This window comes from Vibrio sinaloensis (assembly GCF_000808535.1).
GTDB lineage: Bacteria > Pseudomonadota > Gammaproteobacteria > Enterobacterales > Vibrionaceae > Vibrio > Vibrio sinaloensis_D.
On sequence record NZ_JWLV01000013.1, the window covers coordinates 1 to 25,448 of the forward strand.

The window sequence follows — 25,448 nt, forward strand, 5'->3', positions numbered from 1 at the left end:
TTAAGTGAACGGCATTAGAGTAAATACTCTGGCTTTTGCCTTACGCTTAAACAGCTACGTTTTAGTGAACAGCCGCTTCTTTCTCGCTCAGATACTCAAACTTGAGTTCTTCACCTTTCAGATTGACTTTCACTGTACCGCCATCGACTAAGCAACCAAACAGCAACTCATTCGCCAACGGCTTCTTGAGTTTCTCTTGGATGACTCGTCCCATTGGTCGGGCGCCCATCGCTTTGTCGTAGCCTTTCATCGCCAACCAGTGGCGAGCATCATCTGAAACTTCCAGTGACACACCGCGAACATCCAGTTGAGCCTGCAACTCGACAATGAACTTATCCACCACCTGATGAATAACATGCTCATCTAGGCTATTAAACCAAATGATGTTATCCAAACGGTTACGAAATTCCGGTGTGAACACTTTCTTAATTTCTGACATCGCATCATGGCTGTGATCTTGCTGGATCAGACCGATCGATTTCTTCTCAGTCATTTGTACGCCAGCATTGGTTGTCATCACCAATATGACATTACGGAAATCAGCTTTACGTCCATTGTTGTCTGTAAGCGTACCGTTATCCATAACTTGAAGGAGCAAGTTAAAGATGTCTGGGTGCGCTTTTTCGATCTCGTCTAGCAACACGACGGCATGAGGGTTCTTAATGACCGCATCAGTCAGCAAACCACCTTGGTCGTAACCGACATAACCTGGAGGCGCACCGATCAATCGGCTTACAGAGTGGCGCTCACCATACTCAGACATATCAAAGCGCAATAGCTCGATGCCAAGCAGTTTGGAAAGTTGTACCGTCACTTCCGTTTTACCCACCCCTGTAGGGCCAGCAAACAAGAAAGAGCCGACTGGTTTATTCTCGGCACCCAGCCCCGCACGGGTTAACTTAATCGCCTCACTTAGCACATCAATCGCATCATCTTGCCCAAATACCAACATCTTCATCTTCTCATCAAGATTTTTTAGGATCTCTTTGTCTGATGAAGACACTGACTTCTCGGGGATACGCGCCATTTTAGCGACCATGGCTTCAATATCAGCGACGCCGACCGTTTTCTTACGACGACTTGCTGGCGCTAAACGGCTACGAGCTCCCGCTTCATCAATAACGTCGATAGCCTTATCCGGCAGGTGGCGTTCATTAATGTATTTGGCAGACAGCTCAACCGCGGCACGAAGTGCTTTGTTGGTATAACGAACTTCGTGGTGCGCTTCATACTTGGTTTTAAGACCCATCAAAATCTTGGTCGTGTCATCAACCGAAGGTTCAACCACGTCAATCTTTTGGAAACGACGGGACAACGCACGCTCTTTTTCAAAGATGTTGCTGTATTCTTGGTATGTAGTCGAACCAATACAGCGGAGTTTGCCACTACTTAGAAGAGGCTTGATTAGGTTTGCTGCATCGACTTGCCCGCCTGACGCAGCACCCGCACCAATGATGGTATGGATTTCATCAATGAAAAGAATCGCATCGTCTTCTTTTTCTAGCTGCTTGAGAATCGCTTTAAAACGTTTCTCAAAGTCACCACGGTATTTCGTACCTGCGAGCAAAGAACCGATATCTAGCGAGTAAATTACGCTATCTTGGATGATTTCAGGTACTTGCCCTTCTACAATTCTCCACGCTAAACCTTCCGCAATGGCAGTTTTACCGACCCCAGCTTCACCAACCAAAAGTGGGTTGTTTTTGCGGCGACGACACAAGACTTGAATTGTTCGCTCAAGCTCTTTATCGCGACCAATCAATGGATCAATTTGGCCTTGCTTAGCCACTTGGTTTAGGTTTGTAGCAAAACTTTCTAAACGCTCCTCAGAGCCGCTTTCTTCAACATTATCACTGCTGAATGAGTCATGGGATGAGGCATCATCGCCTGCACTAGAGGCCTTAGTGATGCCGTGGGAAATGAAGTTAACGATGTCTAAACGACTAACATCATTCTTCTTGAGTAAGTAGGCAGCGTGAGACTCTTGTTCGCTAAAAATAGCGACCAAAACGTTAGCGCCAGTCACTTCGCTTCGACCAGAAGATTGGACGTGGAAAACCGCTCGCTGTAGCACACGTTGAAAGCTCAGCGTTGGTTGGGTTTCTCGAGTCTCATCATTTTCTGGGATAAGAGGCGTTGTTTGGTCAATAAAAATATCGAGCTCATTTCTGAGAGCCTCAATATCGGCCTGACAAGCTTGAAGAGCTTCTCTAGCTGCATCATTTTCCAGCAATGCTAGCAGGAGGTGCTCGACAGTCATAAACTCATGTCGCTTGTCTCGAGCTCGAGAGAACGCACTGTTCAGGCTCGACTCTAATTCTTTATTTAGCATAAGTACCTCCTTCAACAACAACTCAGGTTGTACGAACAAACCTCACGCTTGTTCCATTGTACAAAGCAAAGGATGCTCATTTTCCTTGGAATACATCGTGACTTGGGCCACTTTGGTTTCAGCAACTTCTGCAGTATATGTGCCACAAATCGCTTTCCCTTCATAATGCACTTGGAGCATCACCTGGGTTGCTTTGTCCGCATCCATTGAAAAAAAACGTTCCAGAATTTCAATTACAAAGTCCATCGGCGTGTAGTCATCGTTATTTAGTACGACGTTATACATGGATGGTGGTTTAACTTTTGTTTTTTCTAACTCCAGTAAATCTGAGTCTGGAGTCACCCATTCAAAATGCTTGCTCATGATCTATCAACGTTGATGTACGACTTGCTTTAATTTTACCACTATAGTGAGCAGAAGTTTTGAATTTAGCTCTTAGATTTTGGGGCATAAATCGATAAGAAACGTTTTGCCCTTACTTAGAGACTAATGCAGCAATTGAGTGGCTGCAAATAAAAGATTCTTCCGGTTTGGATTTATCTATCTAATTGATTAAAAAGAAACCAAAAACCATTCAAGACAAAAATGGGTTACACGTGAATATCGCTCACATAGTTATAAAAATGTAAATCTCAAAAGTGATTTGTTTGCAAATATGTAGAGTCTAAGACCTTTTTCTTATTGACTGTGCTCAATCATTGGCTAAATTGGTCAAATAGTGACTGAAAATTTGGCAGCGGCTGAATGGAAATTCACTTTTTGTTCACAATGGAAGAACTGTGAACGTTCAAACAACATCAGTAACAAAATGCATGAGGGATGTATAGCATGGCTACAGGTACAGTAAAATGGTTTAACAACGCCAAGGGATTTGGTTTTATCTGTCCAGAAGGTGAAGACGGGGATGTGTTTGCACACTACTCCACAATTCAGATGGATGGTTATCGTACTCTGAAAGCAGGCCAACAAGTCAACTTTGAAGTGGAAGAAGGTCCAAAGGGTTCTCACGCAAGTGTTGTAACACCAGTGGAAGCTCAACTAGCTAAATAACCGCTGCCATAGTGAAATAACCACTAAACACATATATCAGTAAAGAAAAAACCCGCTAAGTAGCGGGTTTTTTGTTGTTCTAAACCACCATTATCGATTGATGATGCTGTTTAGTGTTGTGCTTGGACGCATTAGTGGCGCTGCTTTCTCAAATTCAGGCGCGTAGTAACCACCAAGGTCTGCCGCCACCCCTTGAGCATCGTTTAGCTCGGCAACGATCTTTTCTTCATTCGCTACAAGTGCTTCTGCAATTGGAGCGAACTCAGCCGCTAGATCTGCGTCAGCGGTTTGACTTGCAAGTGCTTGCGCCCAGTAAGTTGCTAAGTAGTAGTGGCTACCACGGTTGTCTAGCTCACCAACACGACGCGATGGCGACTTGTTGTTATCTAGGAAATCACCGGTCGCTTTATCTAGTGCATCAGCAAGAACTTGCGCTTTCGGGTTGCCAGCGACTGTGCTCAGATGCTCTAGTGATGCCGCAAGAGCTAAGAACTCTCCAAGAGAGTCCCAACGTAGGTGGTTTTCTTTTTCTACCTGTTGAACGTGTTTCGGAGCAGAACCACCAGCACCCGTTTCAAATAGACCACCACCGTTCATTAGCGGAACGATAGAAAGCATCTTCGCCGAAGTACCCAGCTCTAGAATTGGGAACAAGTCAGTTAGGTAATCACGCAGTACGTTACCAGTGACTGAGATAGTGTCTTTACCTTCTTTGATACGAACAAGAGAGAACTGACACGCTTCTAGCGGAGCCAAGATCTTGATTTCTAGCCCTGACGTATCGTGCTGTGGAAGGTATGCGTTTACTTTCTTGATGAGCTGAGCATCGTGTGCACGGTTTTCATCGAGCCAGAAAACGGCTGGTACACCAGTTGCACGAGCACGTGTCACCGCTAGCTTAACCCAATCTTGGATTGGCGCGTCTTTCACCTGACACATACGGAAGATATCGCCTTCTTCTACCGATTGCTCAAGTAGCACTTCGCCAGACGCATCAACAACACGCACTGTGCCCGCAGCATCTAGAATGAACGTCTTATCGTGTGAACCGTATTCCTCAGCTTTTTGAGCCATTAGACCCACGTTTGGCACACTACCCATTGTGGTTGGGTCAAAGGCACCGTTTTCTTTACAGAAGTCGATAACCGCTTGGTAAATACCTGCATAGCTGCGATCTGGAATCATTGCTTTGGTATCTTTCTGCTTACCATCTGGTCCCCACATTTGACCAGACGAACGCAGCATTGCCGGCATAGAAGCATCAACGATGATGTCGCTTGGTACGTGTAGGTTGGTGATACCACGATCAGAATCAACCATCGCTAATGGTGGTTGAGTTTCGTAAACAGCCTGTAGCGCCGCTTCGATTTCTTCTTTTTGAGCGGCAGGAAGGGCTTGGATCTTAGCGTATACATCGCCGATACCGTTGTTTACGTCAACGCCTAGCTTGTCAAATAGCTCACCGTACTTCGCGAATACGTCTTTGTAGTAAACCTTAACCGCATGACCGAAGATAACTGGGTCAGACACCTTCATCATGGTCGCTTTCATGTGAAGTGATAAAAGAACGTCTTGCTCTTTTGCTTCAGCGATTTGCGTTTCAAAGAACTCGACCAACGCTTTCTTGTTCATGACTGAACAGTCGATGATTTCTTTGTCTTGTAGTGGGAAAGCGCCCTTTAGCTCTTTGACTGCACCATCCGCGCCAACGAATTCAATCTTAACTTCTGTTGCGCCGTCTACTGTGTGTGATTTTTCACTGCCAAAGAAGTCGTTGTCAGACATGCTAGAAACGTGAGATTTAGAATCTGCAGACCATGCGCCCATTGAATGAGGATTTTTCTTCGCGTAGTTCTTAACTGATAGAGGTGCACGACGATCTGAGTTACCTTCACGTAGAACTGGGTTTACCGCACTGCCTTTGATTTTGTCGTACGTTGCTTTGATCGCTTCTTCTTCGTACGTGCTTGGCTCTTCTGGGTAGTTCGGCAGGTTGTAACCCTTCTCTTGCAGCTCTTTGATCGCAGCTTTCAATTGAGGAATTGAAGCAGAGATGTTTGGCAGTTTAATGATGTTTGCTTCTGGAGTTTTCGCAAGCTCGCCAAGCTCTGATAATGCATCGCCGATGCGTTGCTCTTCGGTTAGGTGCTCTGGGAAGTTAGCAATAATACGCCCAGCTAGAGAGATATCACGTGTATCAACGTTAATACCTGAAGAAGCAGTAAATGATTGGATAATCGGCAGTAGTGAATAAGTTGCTAGCGCAGGTGCTTCATCGGTAATTGTATAGATAATTGTAGGTTTTTCTGTAGGCATGAAATTTCCCTATTGTTCTGACTGGACCGTTGGTGATTGGTCCTATGTGTGTGTTCGCTAACAAGTTATGAATAATCCCCTCACTTGTTGCGCTTTGCCCGTCTCTTTATTTTTTCGTCGCCAGCGTGCGACATCCTTGAGAGCGTTTCGTTATAATTAAACAAATTTGGCAGAATAGTCTATTATCTTGTTCGCCAATCCTGTTTTTGGGCGCGCAAATGGTAGCTTATTCCGCACTTGGTTAAAAGTTTTACCCACACTTCATTTACATTTTTGCAAGGTAGTTAACATGTCACCACGCTCACGTCGTGAGTCTAGCTCTTCGTCCGTTCGGAATGGAAAACCCGGTTTTAAACGTCCATCTAGTCACAAAACAAGCACTAAGCATTCTTCGCGCAATCGCAAAAAAACCGCCAGCAGTAAACCCAAAATCGCGCCAGAGGATCGCAAGGTGATCGCGTTTAACAAGCCATTTGATACCTTAAGCCAATTTACAGATGGAGACGGGCGCAAAACCCTAGCTGACTTTATTCCAGTGAAAGATGTTTATGCCGCGGGCAGACTGGATCGAGACAGTGAAGGATTGTTGATTCTCACCAATGATGGCGTTCTCCAAGCGAAATTAACTCAGCCGAAATCCAAATCTCCAAAAACGTATTGGGTGCAAGTTGACGGCGCTCCGTCAGAAGCCGATTTAGACAAACTGCGAAAAGGGGTAGAACTAAAAGATGGTATGACACTCCCCGCTCAGGTCGAGGTGATGGAAGCCCCTGAAATTTGGGAGCGTAACCCGCCAGTGCGTTTCAGAGCGAACATTCCAACCACTTGGTTAGCGATCACCATCATTGAGGGACGAAATCGACAAGTTCGTCGTATGACCGCCAATATCGGCTTCCCTACGCTGCGTTTGATTCGCTACTCGATGGGGGACATCAAGTTAGGTGATTTACAACCTGGTGAATGGAAAGAAGTACACGTCGAGTAAGAGTTAAACACCGTCAAGAAAGCACTTCTCCTTGATAGTAAGTGCTTCTCTTGCCCGCTTTTTTTGCAAGATAGAGATCGTGATCCGCGTTCGACAGAGTCTTATCTAACCCTTTATTTTTCAAGTACTGATCAATGCCAGCGCTAAAAGTCACCTCAAGTTCGTTACCCTGAAAAAGAATTGGTTTTGCAACGATGCAGCCCTGCAACTTGTGTGCAAGAGTAGAAAGCCCTTGATGCTTGACGATCTTATTAGGGAGCACCAAGACAAACTCTTCACCTCCCATACGAAAAATATTTTGCTCTCCAACCAAGCTCGATAAACGGCTAACGACTTGTTTTAGTACATCATCCCCCGCCGCATGACCGTAACTGTCATTGATAACCTTAAAATCATCAATATCCAACGTTAATAAATAACTTCCATTGAGTTGTTCCCCTTTTTGGTCAAAGGTGGTGACAAGTGACAGACGGTTCTGTGCCCCGGTCAAAGCATCTTGATGGGCAAGAGAGTTCAGCCTATCCACGCCTTTCACCCTGCTATCTTCATAGACATGGGATATGGTCCAGACAAAAACATAGGCAAGGACAAAGTTGAGGAAAACGGCAGGTCGCATCAATTGCGAGTCAGTCATTGCGCTGTTAAGCACCAAGAGTTCGATAAGAAGACAAATCAAGCTCCAGTAGAAGCCAACACGCAACCCAAGAGCTAAGTAGAAAACGGTTGGTAACGCTATTGCCCACAAGTAAACGGAGCTCTCTATACGACTGGCATAAGTGCCGTAGCAGATCAAAGCGGTGAGGACCGCGCAATGAAAGACAAGAAACCAACTTGGCGGCTCATTCCTCCAGACATACCAAAGCATTGAAAACGATGCAATCGAGTAAACAATTTCGATCATGCCCAGCGTATTGGCTCGAGCGTCAAAATAGAAAAGATTCGCGAGCCCAAACAACAAACCAACGATTCCAAGAACGACACACATACCGATTAGTACTTTGCGCCTCAATTGATGCGTGGCATTACAGTGAACTGGGTGGTTACTCATGTTTTTATCATTACTTGTATAGCGTTACGTATCTTTTAACACATCAGCAACAAAACTCCATACTTCAGAGACAAAAAAACCGCTTCAATCGAAGCGGTTTGTCACAAAAAGTTTCAATGAGAAGCTTACTCTTCGTCTTTCTTCTCTGCAGCTTTTACGGCAATCGCTAGCTCTTCTAGAGCCGCTGGGTTAGCAAGGCTTGGTGCGTCTGTTAGTAGACACGCCGCCGCTGTTGTTTTAGGGAACGCGATAACATCACGGATGTTCTCTGTACCACATAGCAGCATCACTAGACGGTCTAGACCGAAAGCAAGGCCAGCGTGTGGAGGCGTACCGAATTTTAGAGCGTCCAGTAGGAAGCCGAATTTCAGTTGTTGCTCATCAGCTTCGATACCCAGAATGTCAAAGACTGCCGCTTGCATTTCTGCATCGTGGATACGAACAGAACCACCGCCCACTTCGTAGCCGTTTAGAACCATGTCGTAAGCGTTAGAGTTTGCCGCTGCAGGGTTCGCTTTTAGCTCTTCCGCAGTCACACCTAGAGGTGATGTGAATGGGTGGTGCATTGCGTGTAGGTTGCCTTCGTCGTCTTCTTCGAACATTGGGAAGTCTACAACCCATAGCGGCGCCCATGCGTTCTCGTCTGTCAACTCTAAATCTTTACCTAACTTAAGACGAAGTGCGCCTAGAGCTTCAGCAACGATGTTCGCTTTGTCTGCACCGAATAGGATGATGTCGCCAGATTCCGCTTGAGTGCGATCCAAGATACCGTTGATCACGTCTTCGCTTAGGAACTTAGCAACTGGAGATTGGATACCTTCCAAGCCTGCAGCGCGGTCGTTGACCTTCATCCAAGCTAGACCTTTCGCACCGTAGATGCCTACAAACTCACCGTAACCGTCGATTTGCTTACGAGTCAAAGATGCACCACCAGGAACGCGGATTACCGCAACGCGACCTTTCTCATCGTTTGCAGGGCCTGAGAATACTTTGAACTCAACGTCTTTCACTAGGTCAGCAACGTCGACTAACTCTAGCGGGTTACGTAGATCTGGCTTGTCGCTACCGAAACGACGAATTGCTTCGCTGAACGGCATTACTGGGAATTCACCTAGGTCGACGCTCAGTAGCTCTTGCCACATATCGCGAACCATTTTCTCAGTCGTTGCACGAACTTGGTCAGCCGTCATGAATGACGTTTCGATATCGATCTGAGTGAATTCTGGTTGACGGTCAGCACGCAAGTCTTCATCACGGAAACACTTAACGATTTGGTAGTAACGGTCAAAACCAGACATCATTAGAAGCTGTTTGAATAGCTGTGGAGACTGAGGAAGCGCGTAAAAGCTGCCTTTGTGCACACGACTTGGTACTAGGTAGTCACGAGCGCCTTCTGGTGTCGCTTTAGTTAGTACTGGTGTTTCGATGTCTAGGAAGCCGTTGTCATCTAGGAAACGACGAACAAAGCTAGACGCTTTAGCACGTAGCTTGATGCGGTCGCTCATTTCTGGACGACGTAGATCTAGATAACGGTACTTCAGACGCTGCTCTTCTGAGTTCTTCTGGTTGAAGTCCAGAGGTAGCACATCTGAGCGGTTGATGATCTCAAGGCCTTTAGCGATGATTTCAACTTCACCGGTTGCCATGTCTTTGTTTACTTGGCTGTCTGGACGAACGCGAACTTCACCCGTTAGCTTGATACAGAATTCATTACGCAGTGTGTTAGCCACCTCATACGCGTCTGCCATATCTGGATCGACAACTACCTGAACAACGCCTTCACGATCTCGCATATCGATAAAAATAAGACCGCCTAAATCACGACGACGGTTAACCCAGCCGCAAAGTTCTACAGTTTGTCCTGCAAGGGACTTGTTCAGGTGACCACAGTAATGGGTACGCATAATGAAATTCCCAATCTCTTAAAATTTGTTGATTACTATCTATCGATGTTAACGTTATCGATAGAGCAAAAGTCCATTTATACGCTGAAAGTGGGATGAAATCGACCACCTAGCGTACAATTTATTGCGATTTATTATCCATTGATGCTTTTTAAACCAATAACGGCTTAAAACAGTCGCAATATGGAAAAATAGCTGCAGATTATAGCCTTATTGCAAGCCTCTGGGCAAAGCTCTGATGAGCTAAAAATAGACACTCACAACGATAACGAGATATGGACAGTTTACCCCTTCGACTTGGCCTCACAATGTGGTCGCACAACAACTGGCAACAAAGCTTTTACGGCAGCGGTACCAAGCCTGCCGAACGCCTTGAAAAGTACGCGCAGGTATTCCACACCGTTGAGGGGAATACCACCTTTTACGCTACGCCAAGTTCAAGTACGGTGAACAACTGGAAAGCCGCCACCCATGAAGACTTCCGTTTCACCTTTAAATTGCCGCAAGCGATAACCCACCAACACATGTTGAAAGGCTGCCAAGCTCAGTTAAAAGAGTTCATGCAAATTATGGCACCTCTACACGAGCGCATAGGTCAGTGGACGATTCAACTGCCAGCCGCATTTGGCCCACAAAACTTGGATACACTGAAACGTTTTTGCACCTTATTCCCACCCAATTTTCCAATCGGTATCGAAGTACGTCACCCCGATTTTTTTGCCAAAGGGGACGCAGAAAAAGCACTCAACCAGTGGTTAATAGAGCAACAATACGACCGGATTATTATGGATAGCAGGCCTGTTTTTTCAGAGCAAATCACGCCCTCGCATCCGCACTATGAATCGCTATTGGACGCGCAAAAGAAAAAACCCAAAGTCCCTGTACACGCCATAGCCACATCCGACCATCCAATGATTCGTTTTATTGGCCACCCTGTAGACGAGAAGAACGATAGTTTTTTCTCACCTTGGCTAACGAAACTTCCTGAGTGGATAGCGCAGGGAAAACAGCCGTACTTATTCATCCATACATCGGATAACTTGATCGCCCCAGAGTTGGCTCTCAAACTCTATCAACGATTGCAGCAACACTGTCAATTACCCAATTTAACTCGCTTTCCAGCAGACGATGGCAACACTCAAATACAGATGTTCTAAACTGAATGACCGCAAAGCATGACATAGGCGCGAATTTCCCCTAAAATACGCGCCTTTTTAATGTCTGTAGACCACGCAAACTTCGTGTTTGTGCCTGATGAGAAATGATTTATGAACCCTAAGAGCAATCCAGATACTATTTTTTCGGCTCCAATCGATAAAATTGGGGATTTCACCTTCGATGAGCGTGTGGCGGAAGTCTTTCCTGACATGATTCAACGTTCAGTGCCGGGTTACAGCAACATCATTTCTGCAATTGGCATGCTGGCAGAACGGTTTGTAAAACCACACTCAAACATTTATGACCTTGGTTGTTCGTTGGGTGCGGCAACACTTTCAATGCGTCGCCATATCAAACAAGAAGGTTGTCAGATTATTGCTGTCGATAATTCTTCAGCGATGGTAGAGCGTTGTAAGCTTCATGTGAATGCCTACCGCAGCGACACGCCGGTCAATGTCGTGGAAGCTGATATTCGCAATATTGATATCGAAAATGCGTCCGTTGTCGTCTTAAACTTCACCCTTCAGTTCTTATCACCAGAAGATCGCTACACGCTGTTAGAAAAGATCTACGCAGGCCTGCGCCCTGGCGGTATTTTAATTCTATCTGAAAAATACGTATTCGAAGATCAGGTCTCAAATGAGCTCCTTATCGATCTTCACCATGATTTCAAACGCGCCAACGGATACAGTGAACTCGAGATCAGCCAAAAACGGAGCGCAATTGAGAACGTCATGCGCCCAGACTCGAAAAAAGAGCACAAAGAGCGTTTCGCTCAAATTGGCTTCAGCAGCTACGATGTTTGGTTTCAGTGCTTTAACTTTGGCTCGATGTTCGCTATCAAATAGAAACAGAACACAGCCCGCTCTTTGCTATATTTTTTAATTACTTACTCAGTGAAAAACTATGTTTAATTTTGCTAATTTTTATCAGTTAATCGCGCAAGACACGCGTCTTCAGCCGTGGCTAAATGTACTACCTCAACAATTAACCGATTGGGCAAACGCAGAACATGGCGATTTTGGTCGCTGGGTAAAAGCACTCAACAAAATCCCTGAAGGGTCGCCTGATCAGATCGACATCAAGAACTCCGTCACCATCGCCAATGATGTACCATTCCACACTGGTGAATTAAAAAAGCTGGAGAACCTGTTGCGCACTTTTCATCCATGGCGTAAAGGTCCTTACACCGTGCACGGCATTCATATTGATACTGAATGGCGCAGTGACTGGAAATGGGATCGCGTGCTGCCGCATATCTCACCTCTTAAAAACCGCAGCGTATTGGATGTTGGCTGTGGCAACGGCTACCACATGTGGCGCATGCTCGGTGAAGGCGCTCGACTCACTGTCGGTATCGACCCTTCTCACCTATTTCTTATTCAGTTCGAAACCATTCGTAAATTGATGGGGGGCGATCAACGCGCTCACTTATTACCCCTTGGTATTGAGCAACTACCTAAACTTGAGGCATTTGATACCGTCTTTAGTATGGGCGTGCTTTACCATCGAGTCTCTCCTCTTGAGCACCTTATCCAACTTAAAAACCAACTCGTATCTGGCGGAGAACTGGTACTTGAGACGCTCGTCATCGAAGGAGATGAGAATGCGGTGTTGGTCCCAGTCGATCGCTACGCTCAGATGCGTAATGTCTACTTCTTCCCTTCAGCGCGTGCGTTAAAAGTCTGGCTGGAAAATGTTGGCTTTGAAAACGTACGCATTGTCGACGAAAACGTCACCACGACGGGTGAGCAGCGCACGACGGAGTGGATGACTCACAATTCGCTTCCCGACTACCTTGATCCAAACGATCCAAGTAAAACCGTCGAAGGGCATCCCGCACCTCGCAGAGCTGTCTTGGTTGCAAACAAACCATAATGATAGCTTGAGATTCACAGCCGATGATTTGACAAAGAGTTAACCCATTTTCAGCGATTAAAGGTTACTCTGCGCAAACATCGATATTTCCTAAATAGGGGTGCGTTGCGCCCTTATTTTTTGTAATCACTTATCAATCCTTACAGGATGAGAGCTCTGTCTCAACTGTTGGTTGTGAGGGATTCGGTTAATACGCTAAACTTCTTATTTCAAACTACTTTAATCAATGTCAGGTTTATTCATGCTAACCAGATTGACTCCCGTTGTCGCATTAGTCTTGCTTTCAGGCTGCGCGCTGACAAAAGGCGAGCAGTACCACAATGAAACGCTCGCAGCCATTCAAGCTTCTGAATCTAACTTCTCGAACAAAATGGAGAGCCTCTCGCTCCAGATCAATAACCAAAACGATTACATCGAAAGCCTTGAAGCTCAGATTGATACGCTCGATCGTGAGTTGGCCACGTTTAAAGATGAAATCATGGCGGAAGTAAAAATTAAAAATAAACCCGTCGTTATTCCAGCGCCTGCTCCTGTAAAAGCGACGCCAACACATCAGATTGTCCTTGGGGAAGTAGAAAAGGTGACGATAGATGCTATCAAGCAGTCATTCGATGCACGTGTTGATACTGGTGCGGCAACATCGTCGCTCAATGCTGTGGATATTGAAGAGTTTGAGCGCAACGGAAAAAACTGGGTCCGTTTCCACTTATCTGATGGTGAAACACCGCTTACAGACGAGAACTGGATTGAGTCCCCTATTCTTCGTTATGTAAAAATACGCCAATCCACCAACGAAGAAGTCGAAAGACGCGCGGTGATTGAATTGTGGGTGAAGCTAGGAAAACTCCATGAAAAAGCGCAATTTACCTTGGCAGATCGCTCTCAAATGAGTCATCCTGTGCTTCTAGGCCGCGAGTTCATTCGCGACATTGCAGTGGTTGATGTAAGTAAAAAATACATCCACACGGACGTCCAAAAATAATAAGGTAGCTTATGACATCCAAAGTCCCTTTTTATATATCGGTTGTGCTACTCATTTTAGCCGGTATAGCGCTCAGCATGTTCCGTCATCAAACATACGGTGTTCCTTGGACTCCAGGTGAAACCCGTCAAGTGTGGGATATTGAAGCGCGAGTTGAGTTCAATGCCCAAGCCAAGCCAGTTAAGGCATCATTGGCAGCACCTCATACCCAAAACGGCTTCACATTAATTGATGAATCCTCCTCTTCTCCAGGCTACGGCGTCTCTTACGTCAATACCGATTCTGGTCGTCGCGCAGAATGGTCTATTCGCCAAGCGACTGGCGCTCAAACCATCTACTACAAAGTGAAGTTTCTTGTTGACCCGCAAGCTAAGGTCGACGCGATTCCGCCAAGCCAAGAAATCACTCAACCCACTTTCGATGGACCAACAGAAGCCGCTGCGATTGCCTTGATTGAACGAGCCAATCAGCGTTCAGCCGACGATGTCACTTTTACTCGTGAACTGGTCAAGACTATCAACGATTCAGAAAGCCAAAATGCTTCTTTGATCCTTAACAAGATGTCGAAAGTCGAAGCGATTGATAAGATGCTGGCTTACGCCAAGGTTCCAGGAAAGGTTGTTGGTGTTATCGAGCTGGAAGATGGTCGCCGCCGTCAATCCATTCAGCACATGAACCAAGTATGGGACGGAAAGCAGTGGGTTCTGTTTAACCCAGAAAAGGCAGACCAAGTTATTGCAGAAAATATCTTAGTTTGGGATGAGTCAAATGTGTCGCTGCTTGATCTTATGGGTGGGCAAAACAGCCAAGTTCACTTCTCGATGATTGCTCAAGAGGTTTCCCCGCAGCAAGCAACCAACGACAAAGTCTCAGCCGATGGTTTGATCAACTTCTCGATCCACAGCTTACCGCTTGAAGAGCAAGCGATGTTTAAGACCATCATGCTCATTCCTATTGGTGCTCTTATCGTGGTCTTCTTGCGTGTCATTATTGGTCTGAAAACATCTGGCACCTTCATGCCTGTTCTGATAGCGGTTGCTTTTGTTCAGACTCAGCTGATCACGGGTATCGTCGGATTCTTGCTGATTGTGGGCACTGGCTTGGTCATTCGAAGTTATCTATCAAGGCTTAACTTACTACTCGTTGCTCGGATTTCGGCGGTGATAATCACGGTTATCATGATTATCTCTGTCTTTACTGTGGTGGCGTTTAAGATCGGCTTAACCGAAGGTCTATCGATTACGTTCTTCCCAATGATCATCTTGTCATGGACCATCGAACGTATGTCGATTCTATGGGAAGAGGAAGGCGCCAAAGAAGTGGTTCTGCAAGGTGGTGGTTCACTACTGACTGCTGTACTGGTTTACCTAGCAATGACTAACCCGTACATCCAGCACTTAACCTTTAACTTTATTGGTCTACAGCTGATTGTACTATCCGGTATTTTACTACTTGGTACCTACACCGGTTACCGTTTGACAGAGCTACGCCGCTTTAAGCCACTTGCGGAGGACTAAACGATGTTCTCACGTTTTACTTCGCAATTTACGTCGCCGGGCAAACTCCGCCATAAGGGAATCATGGGCATGAACCAACGTAACCACAGTTACATTGGTCGTTACAATGATCGTGCAAAATACCCTTTGGTGGACGACAAACTAAAAACCAAAATCATCGCCCAACAACATGGTGCGACCACACCCGAGCTTATCGGCGTGATCAGTAATCAGGCCGAAGTCAAAACCATTCACAATATGGTGAAAGACTGGCCAGGCTTTGTGATTAAGCCAGCCCAAGGAAGTGGTGGTAAAGGCATTTTAGTTATCACATCGCACAAAGATGGTATCTATACCAAACCTTCTGGCTCGACCATTAACCAAGAAGATGTAGAACGCCATATCAGTAACGCGCTCGCTGGTCTTTTCTCGTTAGGGGGTAAGAACGATGTGGCGGTTGTCGAGAACCTGATTAAGTTCGATGACTGCTTCGACGGTTTCAGCTACGAAGGCGTACCTGATGTTCGGATCATCGTTTTCAAAGGCTACCCTGTCATGGCGATGATGCGCTGCTCGACGGCGGCATCTGATGGGAAAGCCAACTTGCACCAAGGCGCTGTCGGTGTGGGCATTGATATCGCGACAGGACGTGCTGTGCGAGCCGTTCAGTTTGATCAACCCATCACCCATCACCCTGACACAGGAAAAGAGCTCGCCACACTGCAAGTCCCCCACTGGGAGCGCCTATTGGTTCTCGCTTCCAGCGCTTGGGAGATGACCGGGCTTGGATACATGGGCACCGATATGGTTTTGGATAAAGAGGAAGGTCCCATGGTACTTGAGCTCAACGCAAGACCGGGGCTAGCAATTCAAATTGCCAACGGCGCAGGATTATTGCCAAGACTGCATCATATCGAAAGTTTAGGATTAGGCGCAGACTACCCTAAACCCGAAGAGCGAGTCGCTTATGCTGCCAAACAATTCGGTATTTTTGCCAAAGAGCTGACCACATAACCACTCCCAGCAATCAAAGCCCGCTTAACTAGCGGGTTTTGTCATTTAGATAGTTCGACCATTACTCGAAACTACACAATAAAAAAATCCCGCAGCTTATCACTGCGGGATTTTTTAATGAAAGACTTGAAGTACAGTTCTAGAGCGTTTCGATTAGCTCTTGCACTTCACTTTTAGGTTTCTCAGTTTGACCAAAACCACGCAGACCCACTACGTGTACGTGCTCATGGTCTTTAAACACCTTACGCACCAGTTTGTAGGTCGTACCTTTTTCTGGGCTGATGTTTTCTGGTGCTGCGATAAGAAGCTGCATATCCAGACGGTCACACAGTTCGAATAGCGTTGAGATAGACTTAGCATCCAGACGTGCTGCCTCATCCAAGAAGAGCAAACGACAAGGCACGATGTCTTTACTGCGCAGACGGCGTGATTCTTCTTCCCAGCTTTGAACAACCATCAGTAGGATTGACTGACCAGTACCGATCGCTTCACCCGTTGATAACGCGCCAGATTCTGCTTGTAGCCAACCGTCAGAACCACGGTTCACTTCCACACTTAGCTCTAGGTAGTTACGGTAATCCAGCAGCTCTTCACCCAGAACCTGAGGAGAACGTTGACCCATATCGATGTGTGGATTCACGCGTTGGAACAGCTTCGCCATTGCTTCAGAGAAGGTAAAGCGAGTCGATTCAAACAGATCTTTGTGCTGCTCTTGCTGTGTAGCCAGACCGTTCAGTAGCACTTCGTGACTTTCACGGATCTTCACGTTTAGACGAACGCCCTTCACCTGACCGAACGAGATGTTCGACAAACCTTGGTTCAGCATACGAATACGGTTTTGCTCACGCTGAATCGTCTTCTTGATGATGCTCGCTACTGACTCAGAGCTGATCGCTAGGCGGTTTTCACGTTGCGTTAGCTCTTCCGTTAGACGTGCTAGCTCTACTTCCATCTCTTCGATCGCTTCAACTGGATCATCAGTACGGATGATATCCTGACGAATACGCTCACGAAGGTGCTGGTATACCGCAATGTAGAACAGAACTTTACGCTCTGGACGTGCATTGTCTTCTGACAGGCGCAGCGCATCACGCAGGTCGTCATTGTTCGCAACCGCTAGACGCAGCGCACCCAATGATTTATCCGACATCGAACGCAGTTCATCCGCGGACATGTAAGCCAGTTCACGCTTGTGTAGACGACGCTCAACATCGTTCTCGCGCGCCAGACGAAGTACCGAGCACCAGCCAGCTTTCGCTGCAACAACGAAAGTACGCAGCTCAACGTATTCTTTCTGAACTTTCTTCAGACGTTTCGCCAAGCCTTTCATCTCTAATTCAGTAGAGGTGATCGTGCGCTCGTATTCGCTCTTACGGCTACGAGACGTGTGTAGACGCTCATGCAGTTCGTCGCGACGACGCATTGCACGCTCTTCTGCACCTTCGTCCGCGTTCACGCCAAATTCTTGAAGTTCTTGTTTGAACTCTTGAACCGTTTCCAGTTTCGCTTGGTGTGAGCTCTTCAATGATGCCAATACTTGGTTGTATTGGTTCATTTGACCTTGCGACTGTTTCAACTCTTCACGAGAGCGTGTACGCATTTGTTCAGCTTGAACCAATTTCGCTTTTAGCTGCTCGCTCAGTTCACTGCTCTTGTTCAGTAGATCTACTGAATCTGAGTAAGCGAAGTAGTGACGACGTTCAACAAGATCTGAAAGTGCAAAGATTTGTTTCTTAAGATCTTGTAGCTGTTCGTCTGCCGCTTTGTATTCTGCTTCTAGCGCATCGAATTGCTCTGGGTCAGCATCTAGAGCAACTGCGACTTTTTCCAGTTCCGCCACCGCTTTCGCGTGGTTATTTAGGAAAGCTTTTGCTTCTGAAAGCTGGGCGATTTTCTCTTCCAACTCGTCAAAGCGCGCTTGCAGCGATTCATCTTCAATCAACGCAATGTTTGGTGCTAGCTTGTCTAGAGAAGACAACGCTTGCTTGCTGGTTTGAAGCTGAGAACGTTGTTGTTGCTCTTTCGCATCCAGGTCAGCCAGTACGCGAGCAATTTGGTTACGCTTGTCGCGAATGGTTGCCAATGATTGCTCTGGGTCTGCTTCAAATGCTACTTGAATGTGGCTTGCCACAAACTGGTTGAACGCTTGGTATAGACGCTGCATTTTTTGCGAATCGAAGGCTGCTTTCGCGTGCTTCTCAACCACTTCTTCACGTTCGTTACGCAGTAGCTCTAAACGCTGCTCACGTGCCGCACGACCGAACAGTGGGATTTCAGGCAAGCGAGAGTAACGCATTTGGCGATCGTTCATACGAACGCAAACCGCGCCTTCTAGTTCTTCTGCGTCGAATGAGCTGTCATCAAAGGCATCGATGTCACCTTCAATGATGTACAAGTCTTCTGGACAGTCGTCTAGCTCTACCAGTTTCTCTTCGATACCAGATAGGTCAGAAACAACGATAGCGTGACGAGCCGGACCGTACATCGCACTGAAGTAAGGCGCGTCATCAATCGTGATGTCATCGTAGATCTCAGACAGCAATACGCCGCCTAGAGTATCTGCCAAGCCTTTCAGGCGAGGGTCGTTCGAACCACCAGGAGAAGCAAGACGCTCAATCTCAGTGTCGAGTTGGCTGCGACGCTCTGCCAGTTTGTCTTTCGCCAGAGAAAGAGTTTTCTCTTGCTCAAGCACCACTTGCATTTGGCTCATGACTGACTGGCTATCTTCTAGCTCAGCGCCACTTTGTTCACGCAGTTTTTCTAGCGCATCGTTCGCCGCAATCCAAGTTGGAGCAATGGCTTCTAGCTTGTTGATTTCCGCGGCCGCATCTTGCTCTAGACGACGCTGTTCGCTGCGTTGCTCACGCACGTCTTCCTGCGTCATTTCTAGCGAGTCAATTTGCATCGCGTGACGCTCACGTTCTTGTTCAAACGTGATTTCGTCAGTCAGTTCAACATGGAACTGCTTCTGGTATTCGTTGACTAGCTCGCGCACTTGACGTTGCTGGTTAAGGCTACGTTCAAGATCACGGTGCTGTGCACGCCATTGTTGTTCGTTTTGCGCAACTTGCTGAGATTCACGCGCTTTCGCAATTGCGGTTTTCGCATGTTCAGACGCGTCTTTGCGCTCAACTTGACCAACGATGCTTTGTACCAGTTTAAGTGCCGTTTCGAACTGCTCTGCTGCTGCAGAAGACATGTCCAGTTTGTGCTTAACCGATAGCAACGCGTTGGTGCTTTCTAATTCTTTGCTCTTAAGCTCAGAGACAAGCGCTTGTGCCGATTCTGCCGTTAGGCTGTCATCGCCAAGTAGCTGTTTCGCTTTCTCCAGCGCTTGAACCGCTTGTTGGTATTGAAGTGCACGAGTTTGCTGAACGTCGAGTGCTTGTTGGTAGTCCGCCAGTTGCGTCTTAAGGCTATCCACCTCTTCTTCTGCAACGGTCGCTTGCTCTTCTACCATCATCACGCGTTCTTGCGCTTCTTCCACTACCATCACCTGTTCTTCAAGACGCTCACTTAGCTCTTCAAGATCTTCTTGGTAGCGTTCGATCTTCTCTTGCTGGCGCAATGCGTTTTGCACCAGTTGCAAGTGATCCGAAGCCGCTTGGTAATCTTGCTCTAGTGCAGATTCCGACTCAATCAACAGTTCTAACTCTTCTTGAACGCGGTTAAGCAGGTTGTTTTGCTCAACGAGTTTTTCACGAGAACCGAACAGCTCTGAACGCAATGACAGCGTTTTATCCAGCTTGTTACGACGATCGTTCGCGTGACGCATGTAGTCCGCAGCCACGTAGTTGGTCGACTCTGTGATCAAGTGTTTGAACAAGTCACGGTCTGCTTGCGTGGTTTTGATCGCTTCTAGCGTCATGCGGTTTTCACGCAGTGCTGATTCCATATCTTGGAACGCTTTCTTCACGCCGCCGTTTTGTGGCAGAAGGTAGTCACGAAGCGAGCGTGTAATCGCACTTGAGATACCACCGTAAAGCGATGCTTCGATCAGGCGGTAGAACTTAGAACGGTCACCAGAGTTACGCAGTTTCTTCGGAATCACACCGAATTCAAACATTTGTGCGTGGTAATCCACGATAGAAGAGAACGCTTTGAATTGAACACCTTCAAATTCTGCGATCGATTCTTTTACTTCGTTGATTTGACGTACACGAGCTTGAGTCGCTGATACGCTTTCAATCAAGATATCCGTTGGTTTCACATGGCTTGGAAGACCTTGGATAACAAACGGTTTGATGTCTACTTTCTTATCACGACCCGCAACTTGCTGCAGTTTTACTGCGAACAATAGGCGTTGGTTACGTGAGTTCACCACGTCTAGCGCCGCATAACATGCGCCCGGCTGTAACTTACCGTACAGACCTTTATCGCGAGACGATTGGCTGCTGCCTGCTTCTGTGGTGTTACGGAAGTGCAGTAGCGTTTGGTCAGGAATCAAAGCGGTGATGAACGCCGCCATTGTGGTTGATTTACCGGCACCGTTACCACCTGATAGCGTGGTAACCAGACCATCGATGTCAAACGTACGGGCAAAGAAGCCGTTCCAGTTGACCATGGTCAGCGATTGGTATTTACCGCGTTCAATCATGCTCATGCTTCACCCTCTTCTGTTGTTTCTTCTTGGGCTTGGTCGTCTTGATCTTCTTCAGACAATAGGCTGCCTTGGCTTGGCTCTTTGGTGTGCACAACCGCTTCACCGTCACGGATCAGACGCAACTGCGCTTCACGCATATCATCGCCAACACGTACATCGGCACCAAAACGGAATACCGACTCACTGATGCTGAACTTACCGGTTTCACCGATGTTGATGATCATCCCTAGACGACGCAGACGACGAAGTGACGTACGCACTTTTTCAAACAGCTTTTCTTTATCTAGGTCAGAGCCGGTAGCACGGTTGGTTACTAGCTTCATCAACTTCGCTTCATCGGCAAGCGCCAACAGCTCTTCATAAAGTTCTTGGTTAGTGAAGATGCCTTCGTGCGCAAGACGTTCTGGGCTCAGGTAAAGGAAACACAGTACCTTACCCACCAGCATATCCAACTCGGAAAGCACGCTACGGCCAATCAAAGAGGTTGAACGTGGACGAAGGTAAAAGAAACCTTCTGGCGCTTTCACCAATTCGGTGTTGTAACGCTGGTAGAAAGAAGAAAGCTCTACCTCAAAATCAGAGAGTAGTGCGTGGTTATCCAAGTCTTCACTTGAGATATGACGCCCTGCTCGAAGCATACTGTCGAGTGCTGGGAACAGAGGGTTAGAGAGTGCTTTGACCAGATTCTCTGGCATGTATTCATTAGTATCTGTCGATGACATTTGCTTGTACCTTTGCCCCAAAATCGTTGATGGCTTGCCAATCTGGCTGAATCGCTTGGTAATCCGATTCTGAATAACCAAGGCGGACGGCTTGGTCTACAACGATTCGGGCTAAATCGAAATGATGAGTGCGAGGATGCTGTGCGAGGTAATCGCGTAACACAACCCCAAGATCAATCGGTGAGCCTTGCTCTTTGTGCGCTTTGAGCATGTCACCAATACGCTCAGACAGCTCATCATTGACTTGTTGAAATTCTTCGTATTCCACTTCCAATGGCACTTGACCGGTAACCTCGTCATCACGTAGGACTAACGCTTCATCACGCAGGTCAGTTAAACGCTCAGCATCGGCATAGGTGAGATACCAAGGCGCGTCAAAATAGTCTTTGACCGACTGGCGCAGACGCGAGCTAAACGCACGGTTCTTATCCATATCAATAGCGGTACGGATAAACTTGTGCACGTGACGGTCGTAACCAATCCAAAGGTCGATCGCTTGCTGGCCCCAGCTTGTGATTCGGTCTAGTTTCATCTGCAGACCAAACAAGGCTTCTTCGATGAACTCAAGCTCAGGATCGCCGTAAACAATTTCTTGAATATCTAGGATCTGAGTTTGCAGTTCATCACTGGCCGCTTGCAGCGTATCTTGAAGTTCACGCAACGTGCTGGATGTTTCTGACAGTAGCGCTTCACAGTTGTTGATTGCTTCACGCCAGTCTTTGTTTAACAGGTCTGCGATTTGTTGTTTCACAGACTGTTGCTGCTCATCCATCACACGTTGGTTGAGGTCGATTTGATCGAAGATTTCGCCTACAGAATATTTCAAGATCCCGTATACGTTTTTCTTCCAGTGGCCCGGTGTGCCACCCTTTTGTGCCGCCTCAATCGCTTTCGCCATTTCATCCGCGACCATAGACAGCTGGATAGAAAGACGCAGTTTTGAAAACTCACGATGACGTACGTAGTAGTCGGTAATACCTACCGCTAATGGAGACAAGCGGTATATGGCGGCTCCGTCAGTAATCTCACTGACAAAACGGCTAATAAGACGCTGCTTAACCATCTCATTGATGGCATTGTTGGCACGAAACGCGGAAGCGTCTCCTGTCTCTTCAAATAATCGAGTGACGATTGTAAACGCATCATGCAGTTCACCTTCACCCAATTCTTCATCAAACCTTTCGTTACTGAGTACCGCGATAGCAATCAAAAATGCCAACCGCTCTGTCGTCAGGTTTAATGAGAAATCGTGCTGCTTTACCCAGCCCACCAATTCATCGATTGGTTGCTCTGCAGCATTGAGAGTTATCTCACTCATTATTGTTCCTGTTTCTGTTTCTTTTTGGCCCATACATGAATGTAACGGCCTAATGAGAGGTATGGCTCTTGTCGACACAATTGTTTTTCTAAAGCCAATACATCTTCATACTGGTAATCCCCTGTGTATTCCATATTCCCTATGTAATCACTAAAACAACGAATTCCAGATTTGCCACAGATTTCAAACCCAGCATCTTCTATCCATTGGTAGACGTCTTCTGGTTTTAAGCCTTTCTGTGGCTGTAATTTAAATCGTTTCCGATGTGGCATACCCTCAAGAACATGAGGAATATTGCCACAAACCACATTTTTGTAGACCAAGCCGTGATGGTTGTAGAACATGATGGATGCCGCGCCATCAGATTTCACTTGCTCTAGTACTTTTTCTAGCGCCGTTTTCGGGTCGACTAACCACTCCATCACCGCATGGAACATCACCATATCAACTGGACTATCGAGATGTTGACCAATTTCTTGGACTGGAGAATGAATCAAGCGATACTGCTCAAGCAAGTTATTTTTTTCAATATCCTGTTTCGCCAGTTGCAGCATTTCCGAAGATAGATCACATAACGCGACTTGGTGTCCGAGCTTGGCAAGCTTTTGCGACATTTGTGCTAATCCACCACCTGCATCCAATATCGTTAATGCACGTTTGTCACCGTCAATAGAAGACAGGAGTTGCTCTAAGTCTTCCCAAACAATGACTTGGCGAATCTCTCCTTTATCGGAGCCGTAAATATTTTTTGCAAATTTGTGGGCAATATCGTCGAAATTACGGTCTTCAGTCACAGCAGCTTAGGGTATCATGTCCAATCGTGCTGCTATTCTGTCACAAGAAAAGCAGGAATAAAGAGGGTTTCTCTTAAAAAATAATCAACTGATGTTTTTTCGGACTATTTAGTATGTTTGAGCTGAAAAAAGTGGTCTCTTCTCTTCTGATGCCGCTACCGGCAATGCTTATCATCGGCCTATTGGGCTTGATGTTGATCATGTTCACTCGAAATCAAAAGACCGGCTGTTTTATCGTTCTTTTCTCTTTTATTGGTATGTTCCTTATTGCGTTTCAGCCAGTCTCCTCACGGCTATTGATGCCACTTGAGCGTCAATATTCTGCGTTCTTTCCCGTTGACGAGTCGATTGATTACGTGATGGTACTAGGCGGCGGCCATGTGGTGGATGACAAAATCCCACCAACGTCCGAGTTGAGCCGTACAGGTTTGATGCGCCTTGCTGAAGGCATTCGTGTTATGCGTATTTATCCTGGTTCGAAGCTCATATTGTCGGGTTATTCGGGAGGATCAGACATAAGCAATGCTCGCATGATGGCCAAAGTGGCGCTCGCTCTCGGCGTGTCTAAATCTGATATTATTTTGCTTGAGACGGCAAAAGACACATGGGAAGAAGCACGACAAGCTGCCGCCTTTGTGAAACATAAGAAAATGGTCGTGGTGACTTCCGCCAGCCATATGAAACGAGCATTAAACGAGTTTCACTCGGCGGGCTTAAAACCCTACCCTGCACCAACAAACTACTTAGCTCACGATAACGTTACAGAGCCTTGGTCTAAGTACACGCCTAAGGCCGTCTACCTAGAGCAAACAGAACGCTACTGGCATGAGACATTAGGAATCTTGTGGCAAAAGCTCAGAGATTGGGCGTCGGAGTATGAGGAACAACACGTTATCGAAGCTCCAGAAAGCCAACTATAAAACAAAAAAACCGAGGCACAAGCCTCGGTTTTTTTAATCAATTCAAGGGTTAGTCCCCAGCAAACATGTAACCTTCACCATGAACCGTCACAAAAATTTGAGGGTTCTTAGGATCAAATTCCATCTTAGCGCGCATGCGACGAATGAGAACATCGATCGTACGATCGTTTGGTGCATCCACTCGATGGCTAATCATGTTCAGAATGCGCTCACGGCTCAATACTTGATTTGGGTAAGACGACAGCGCAACAAGCAGTTCATACTCAGCTTTAGTCAACTTAACTGGTTCACCAGCACGACTTAATGCTCGTCGTTGAACATCAAATGTCCACTCGCCAAAGCGTACTATGTTGCCATCTTGTTTGTCCGCATCGACCGTGCCTGTTGAATTTCGCGCCGCCGAAATACGCCATAGCAAATTTTTGACACGAACTAACAACTCTCTTAGCTCAAATGGTTTTGTGACATAATCGTCGGCGCCCATTTCTAGACCGACAATCTTATCAATGCTATCCGTGCGTCCTGTAACCAGGATAATCCCAATGTCTGACTGACTGCGAAGTTCGCGTGTTAGCATCAAACCATCCTCTCCAGGAAGATTGATATCCAACATCACTAAATCTATCGCATTGTTTTGTAGTGAATCACGCATTTGCTCGCCACTTTCGGCTTCGCTTACGTGGTAACCTTCATTCTGAAAGTAACCAACTAGCTTGCTGCGAGTTACTGCGTCATCTTCTACAACTAATACGTGATAGCTCATTTACACCACTTATTTACATTGGTCATCGTTCTAACGAGTATTCTATTCATAAACAGTAACATTTCTAGTATTTGTTACTTTAAAACCAAGAAAGATGATTTTTTCTTGATTCAAGACAAACCTAGGTCATCTGTTCATATTTTTCCATTTTTAGACTCAATTCTA

Annotated in this window: 19 protein-coding genes; 9 read left to right on the top strand and 10 right to left on the bottom strand. The window is 46.5% G+C overall.

Features of this window, described 5'->3' with window-relative positions; translation table 11 throughout:
• Positions 1 to 61: 61 nt before the first annotated feature.
• Together clpA and clpS are read right to left on the bottom strand one after the other, a co-directional pair.
• Positions 62 to 2,332: an ATP-dependent Clp protease ATP-binding subunit ClpA gene (clpA, locus tag RJ47_RS10145; protein WP_005470436.1), complete on the bottom strand. Its 2,271-nt coding sequence runs from the start codon at positions 2,330 to 2,332 to the stop codon at positions 62 to 64.
• 42 nt (positions 2,333 to 2,374) lie between these two features.
• On the bottom strand, positions 2,375 to 2,695 hold the full coding sequence (clpS, locus tag RJ47_RS10150; RefSeq protein ID WP_005470535.1) for an ATP-dependent Clp protease adapter ClpS: 321 nt from the start codon (positions 2,693 to 2,695) through the stop codon (positions 2,375 to 2,377).
• Positions 2,696 to 3,160: 465 nt separating this feature from the next.
• Here clpS and cspD point away from each other — a divergent pair, with 465 nt between their 5' ends.
• On the top strand, positions 3,161 to 3,382 hold the full coding sequence (gene cspD / locus RJ47_RS10155; protein ID WP_005470476.1) for a cold shock domain-containing protein CspD: 222 nt from the start codon (positions 3,161 to 3,163) through the stop codon (positions 3,380 to 3,382).
• 90 nt (positions 3,383 to 3,472) lie between these two features.
• On the opposite strand, the gene RJ47_RS10160 is transcribed toward cspD, so the two are convergent.
• On the bottom strand, positions 3,473 to 5,698 hold the full coding sequence (locus RJ47_RS10160; protein ID WP_039483634.1) for an NADP-dependent isocitrate dehydrogenase: 2,226 nt from the start codon (positions 5,696 to 5,698) through the stop codon (positions 3,473 to 3,475).
• Positions 5,699 to 5,987: 289 nt separating this feature from the next.
• Here RJ47_RS10160 and RJ47_RS10165 point away from each other — a divergent pair, with 289 nt between their 5' ends.
• The gene (locus tag RJ47_RS10165; RefSeq protein WP_039478473.1) at positions 5,988 to 6,683 is read left to right on the top strand and encodes a pseudouridine synthase; all 696 of its coding nucleotides are present in this window, start codon (positions 5,988 to 5,990) and stop codon (positions 6,681 to 6,683) included.
• Positions 6,684 to 6,696: 13 nt separating this feature from the next.
• Here RJ47_RS10165 and RJ47_RS10170 read toward each other — a convergent pair whose 3' ends face one another.
• Positions 6,697 to 7,731: a GGDEF domain-containing protein gene (locus tag RJ47_RS10170; protein ID WP_039483636.1), complete on the bottom strand. Its 1,035-nt coding sequence runs from the start codon at positions 7,729 to 7,731 to the stop codon at positions 6,697 to 6,699.
• 125 nt (positions 7,732 to 7,856) lie between these two features.
• Complete coding sequence (gene aspS, locus RJ47_RS10175; RefSeq protein WP_038192007.1) at positions 7,857 to 9,635, bottom strand: aspartate--tRNA ligase; 1,779 nt, start codon at positions 9,633 to 9,635, stop codon at positions 7,857 to 7,859.
• Between the two features lie 275 nt (positions 9,636 to 9,910).
• On the opposite strand from aspS, the gene RJ47_RS10180 reads away from it, so the two are divergent.
• The 6 genes from RJ47_RS10180 to RJ47_RS10205 all read left to right on the top strand — a co-directional run bounded on the left by RJ47_RS10180 (position 9,911) and on the right by RJ47_RS10205 (position 16,163).
• Positions 9,911 to 10,792 carry a DUF72 domain-containing protein gene (locus RJ47_RS10180; protein WP_039483638.1) on the top strand — a complete coding sequence of 294 codons (882 nt, stop codon included), beginning with the start codon at positions 9,911 to 9,913 and terminating at the stop codon, positions 10,790 to 10,792.
• A gap of 111 nt (positions 10,793 to 10,903) precedes the next feature.
• Entirely contained in the window at positions 10,904 to 11,641 is a 738-nt protein-coding gene (gene cmoA, locus RJ47_RS10185) for a carboxy-S-adenosyl-L-methionine synthase CmoA (protein ID WP_038138861.1), read from the top strand.
• Positions 11,642 to 11,699: 58 nt separating this feature from the next.
• The gene (gene cmoB / locus RJ47_RS10190; protein ID WP_039483641.1) at positions 11,700 to 12,671 is read left to right on the top strand and encodes a tRNA 5-methoxyuridine(34)/uridine 5-oxyacetic acid(34) synthase CmoB; all 972 of its coding nucleotides are present in this window, start codon (positions 11,700 to 11,702) and stop codon (positions 12,669 to 12,671) included.
• A 241-nt stretch (positions 12,672 to 12,912) separates the two neighbouring features.
• On the top strand, positions 12,913 to 13,653 hold the full coding sequence (locus RJ47_RS10195; RefSeq protein WP_038192013.1) for an ATP-dependent zinc protease: 741 nt from the start codon (positions 12,913 to 12,915) through the stop codon (positions 13,651 to 13,653).
• An 11-nt stretch (positions 13,654 to 13,664) separates the two neighbouring features.
• Entirely contained in the window at positions 13,665 to 15,170 is a 1,506-nt protein-coding gene (locus RJ47_RS10200; protein WP_038212959.1) for an inactive transglutaminase family protein, read from the top strand.
• 3 nt (positions 15,171 to 15,173) lie between these two features.
• Positions 15,174 to 16,163 (top strand): alpha-L-glutamate ligase-like protein, encoded by a 990-nt coding sequence (locus RJ47_RS10205; protein WP_039483643.1) that lies wholly within the window; start codon positions 15,174 to 15,176, stop codon positions 16,161 to 16,163.
• Between the two features lie 139 nt (positions 16,164 to 16,302).
• Here RJ47_RS10205 and mukB read toward each other — a convergent pair whose 3' ends face one another.
• From mukB to cmoM, 4 genes are read right to left on the bottom strand one after another with little or no spacing between them, the layout of a single operon-like run.
• Positions 16,303 to 20,760: a chromosome partition protein MukB gene (gene mukB, locus RJ47_RS10210; RefSeq protein WP_039483751.1), complete on the bottom strand. Its 4,458-nt coding sequence runs from the start codon at positions 20,758 to 20,760 to the stop codon at positions 16,303 to 16,305.
• Positions 20,761 to 20,762: 2 nt separating this feature from the next.
• On the bottom strand, positions 20,763 to 21,488 hold the full coding sequence (gene mukE / locus RJ47_RS10215; RefSeq protein WP_038138875.1) for a chromosome partition protein MukE: 726 nt from the start codon (positions 21,486 to 21,488) through the stop codon (positions 20,763 to 20,765).
• Positions 21,469 to 22,806 (bottom strand): chromosome partition protein MukF, encoded by a 1,338-nt coding sequence (mukF, locus tag RJ47_RS10220; protein WP_039483645.1) that lies wholly within the window; start codon positions 22,804 to 22,806, stop codon positions 21,469 to 21,471. Before mukF ends, mukE begins: the two co-directional genes overlap by 20 nt.
• Complete coding sequence (cmoM, locus tag RJ47_RS10225) at positions 22,806 to 23,600, bottom strand: tRNA uridine 5-oxyacetic acid(34) methyltransferase CmoM (RefSeq protein ID WP_005470554.1); 795 nt, start codon at positions 23,598 to 23,600, stop codon at positions 22,806 to 22,808. Before cmoM ends, mukF begins: the two co-directional genes overlap by 1 nt.
• Positions 23,601 to 23,713: 113 nt before the next feature.
• On the opposite strand from cmoM, the gene elyC reads away from it, so the two are divergent.
• Positions 23,714 to 24,520, top strand: coding sequence for an envelope biogenesis factor ElyC (gene elyC / locus RJ47_RS10230; protein WP_039483647.1), 807 nt, complete (start codon positions 23,714 to 23,716; stop codon positions 24,518 to 24,520).
• A gap of 49 nt (positions 24,521 to 24,569) precedes the next feature.
• On the opposite strand, the gene torR is transcribed toward elyC, so the two are convergent.
• Positions 24,570 to 25,283: a two-component system response regulator TorR gene (gene torR / locus RJ47_RS10235; RefSeq protein ID WP_039483649.1), complete on the bottom strand. Its 714-nt coding sequence runs from the start codon at positions 25,281 to 25,283 to the stop codon at positions 24,570 to 24,572.
• Positions 25,284 to 25,448: the final 165 nt, after the last annotated feature.

What these genes read in the sequence shown, in the direction of transcription:
- cmoB (WP_039483641.1), top strand. Translation starts at nt 11,700, where the DNA reads ATGTTTAATTTTGCTAATTTTTATCAGTTAATCGCGCAAGACACGCGT.
- RJ47_RS10200 (WP_038212959.1), top strand. Translation starts at nt 13,665, where the DNA reads ATGACATCCAAAGTCCCTTTTTATATATCGGTTGTGCTACTCATTTTA.
- RJ47_RS10165 (WP_039478473.1), top strand. Translation starts at nt 5,988, where the DNA reads ATGTCACCACGCTCACGTCGTGAGTCTAGCTCTTCGTCCGTTCGGAAT.
- clpA (WP_005470436.1), bottom strand. Translation starts at nt 2,332, where the DNA reads ATGCTAAATAAAGAATTAGAGTCGAGCCTGAACAGTGCGTTCTCTCGA.
- clpS (WP_005470535.1), bottom strand. Translation starts at nt 2,695, where the DNA reads ATGAGCAAGCATTTTGAATGGGTGACTCCAGACTCAGATTTACTGGAG.
- elyC (WP_039483647.1), top strand. Translation starts at nt 23,714, where the DNA reads ATGTTTGAGCTGAAAAAAGTGGTCTCTTCTCTTCTGATGCCGCTACCG.
- mukB (WP_039483751.1), bottom strand. Translation starts at nt 20,760, where the DNA reads ATGATTGAACGCGGTAAATACCAATCGCTGACCATGGTCAACTGGAAC.
- RJ47_RS10195 (WP_038192013.1), top strand. Translation starts at nt 12,913, where the DNA reads ATGCTAACCAGATTGACTCCCGTTGTCGCATTAGTCTTGCTTTCAGGC.
- RJ47_RS10180 (WP_039483638.1), top strand. Translation starts at nt 9,911, where the DNA reads ATGGACAGTTTACCCCTTCGACTTGGCCTCACAATGTGGTCGCACAAC.
- cspD (WP_005470476.1), top strand. Translation starts at nt 3,161, where the DNA reads ATGGCTACAGGTACAGTAAAATGGTTTAACAACGCCAAGGGATTTGGT.
- mukF (WP_039483645.1), bottom strand. Translation starts at nt 22,806, where the DNA reads ATGAGTGAGATAACTCTCAATGCTGCAGAGCAACCAATCGATGAATTG.
- cmoA (WP_038138861.1), top strand. Translation starts at nt 10,904, where the DNA reads ATGAACCCTAAGAGCAATCCAGATACTATTTTTTCGGCTCCAATCGAT.
- mukE (WP_038138875.1), bottom strand. Translation starts at nt 21,488, where the DNA reads ATGTCATCGACAGATACTAATGAATACATGCCAGAGAATCTGGTCAAA.
- torR (WP_039483649.1), bottom strand. Translation starts at nt 25,283, where the DNA reads ATGAGCTATCACGTATTAGTTGTAGAAGATGACGCAGTAACTCGCAGC.
- aspS (WP_038192007.1), bottom strand. Translation starts at nt 9,635, where the DNA reads ATGCGTACCCATTACTGTGGTCACCTGAACAAGTCCCTTGCAGGACAA.
- RJ47_RS10160 (WP_039483634.1), bottom strand. Translation starts at nt 5,698, where the DNA reads ATGCCTACAGAAAAACCTACAATTATCTATACAATTACCGATGAAGCA.
- RJ47_RS10170 (WP_039483636.1), bottom strand. Translation starts at nt 7,731, where the DNA reads ATGAGTAACCACCCAGTTCACTGTAATGCCACGCATCAATTGAGGCGC.
- RJ47_RS10205 (WP_039483643.1), top strand. Translation starts at nt 15,174, where the DNA reads ATGTTCTCACGTTTTACTTCGCAATTTACGTCGCCGGGCAAACTCCGC.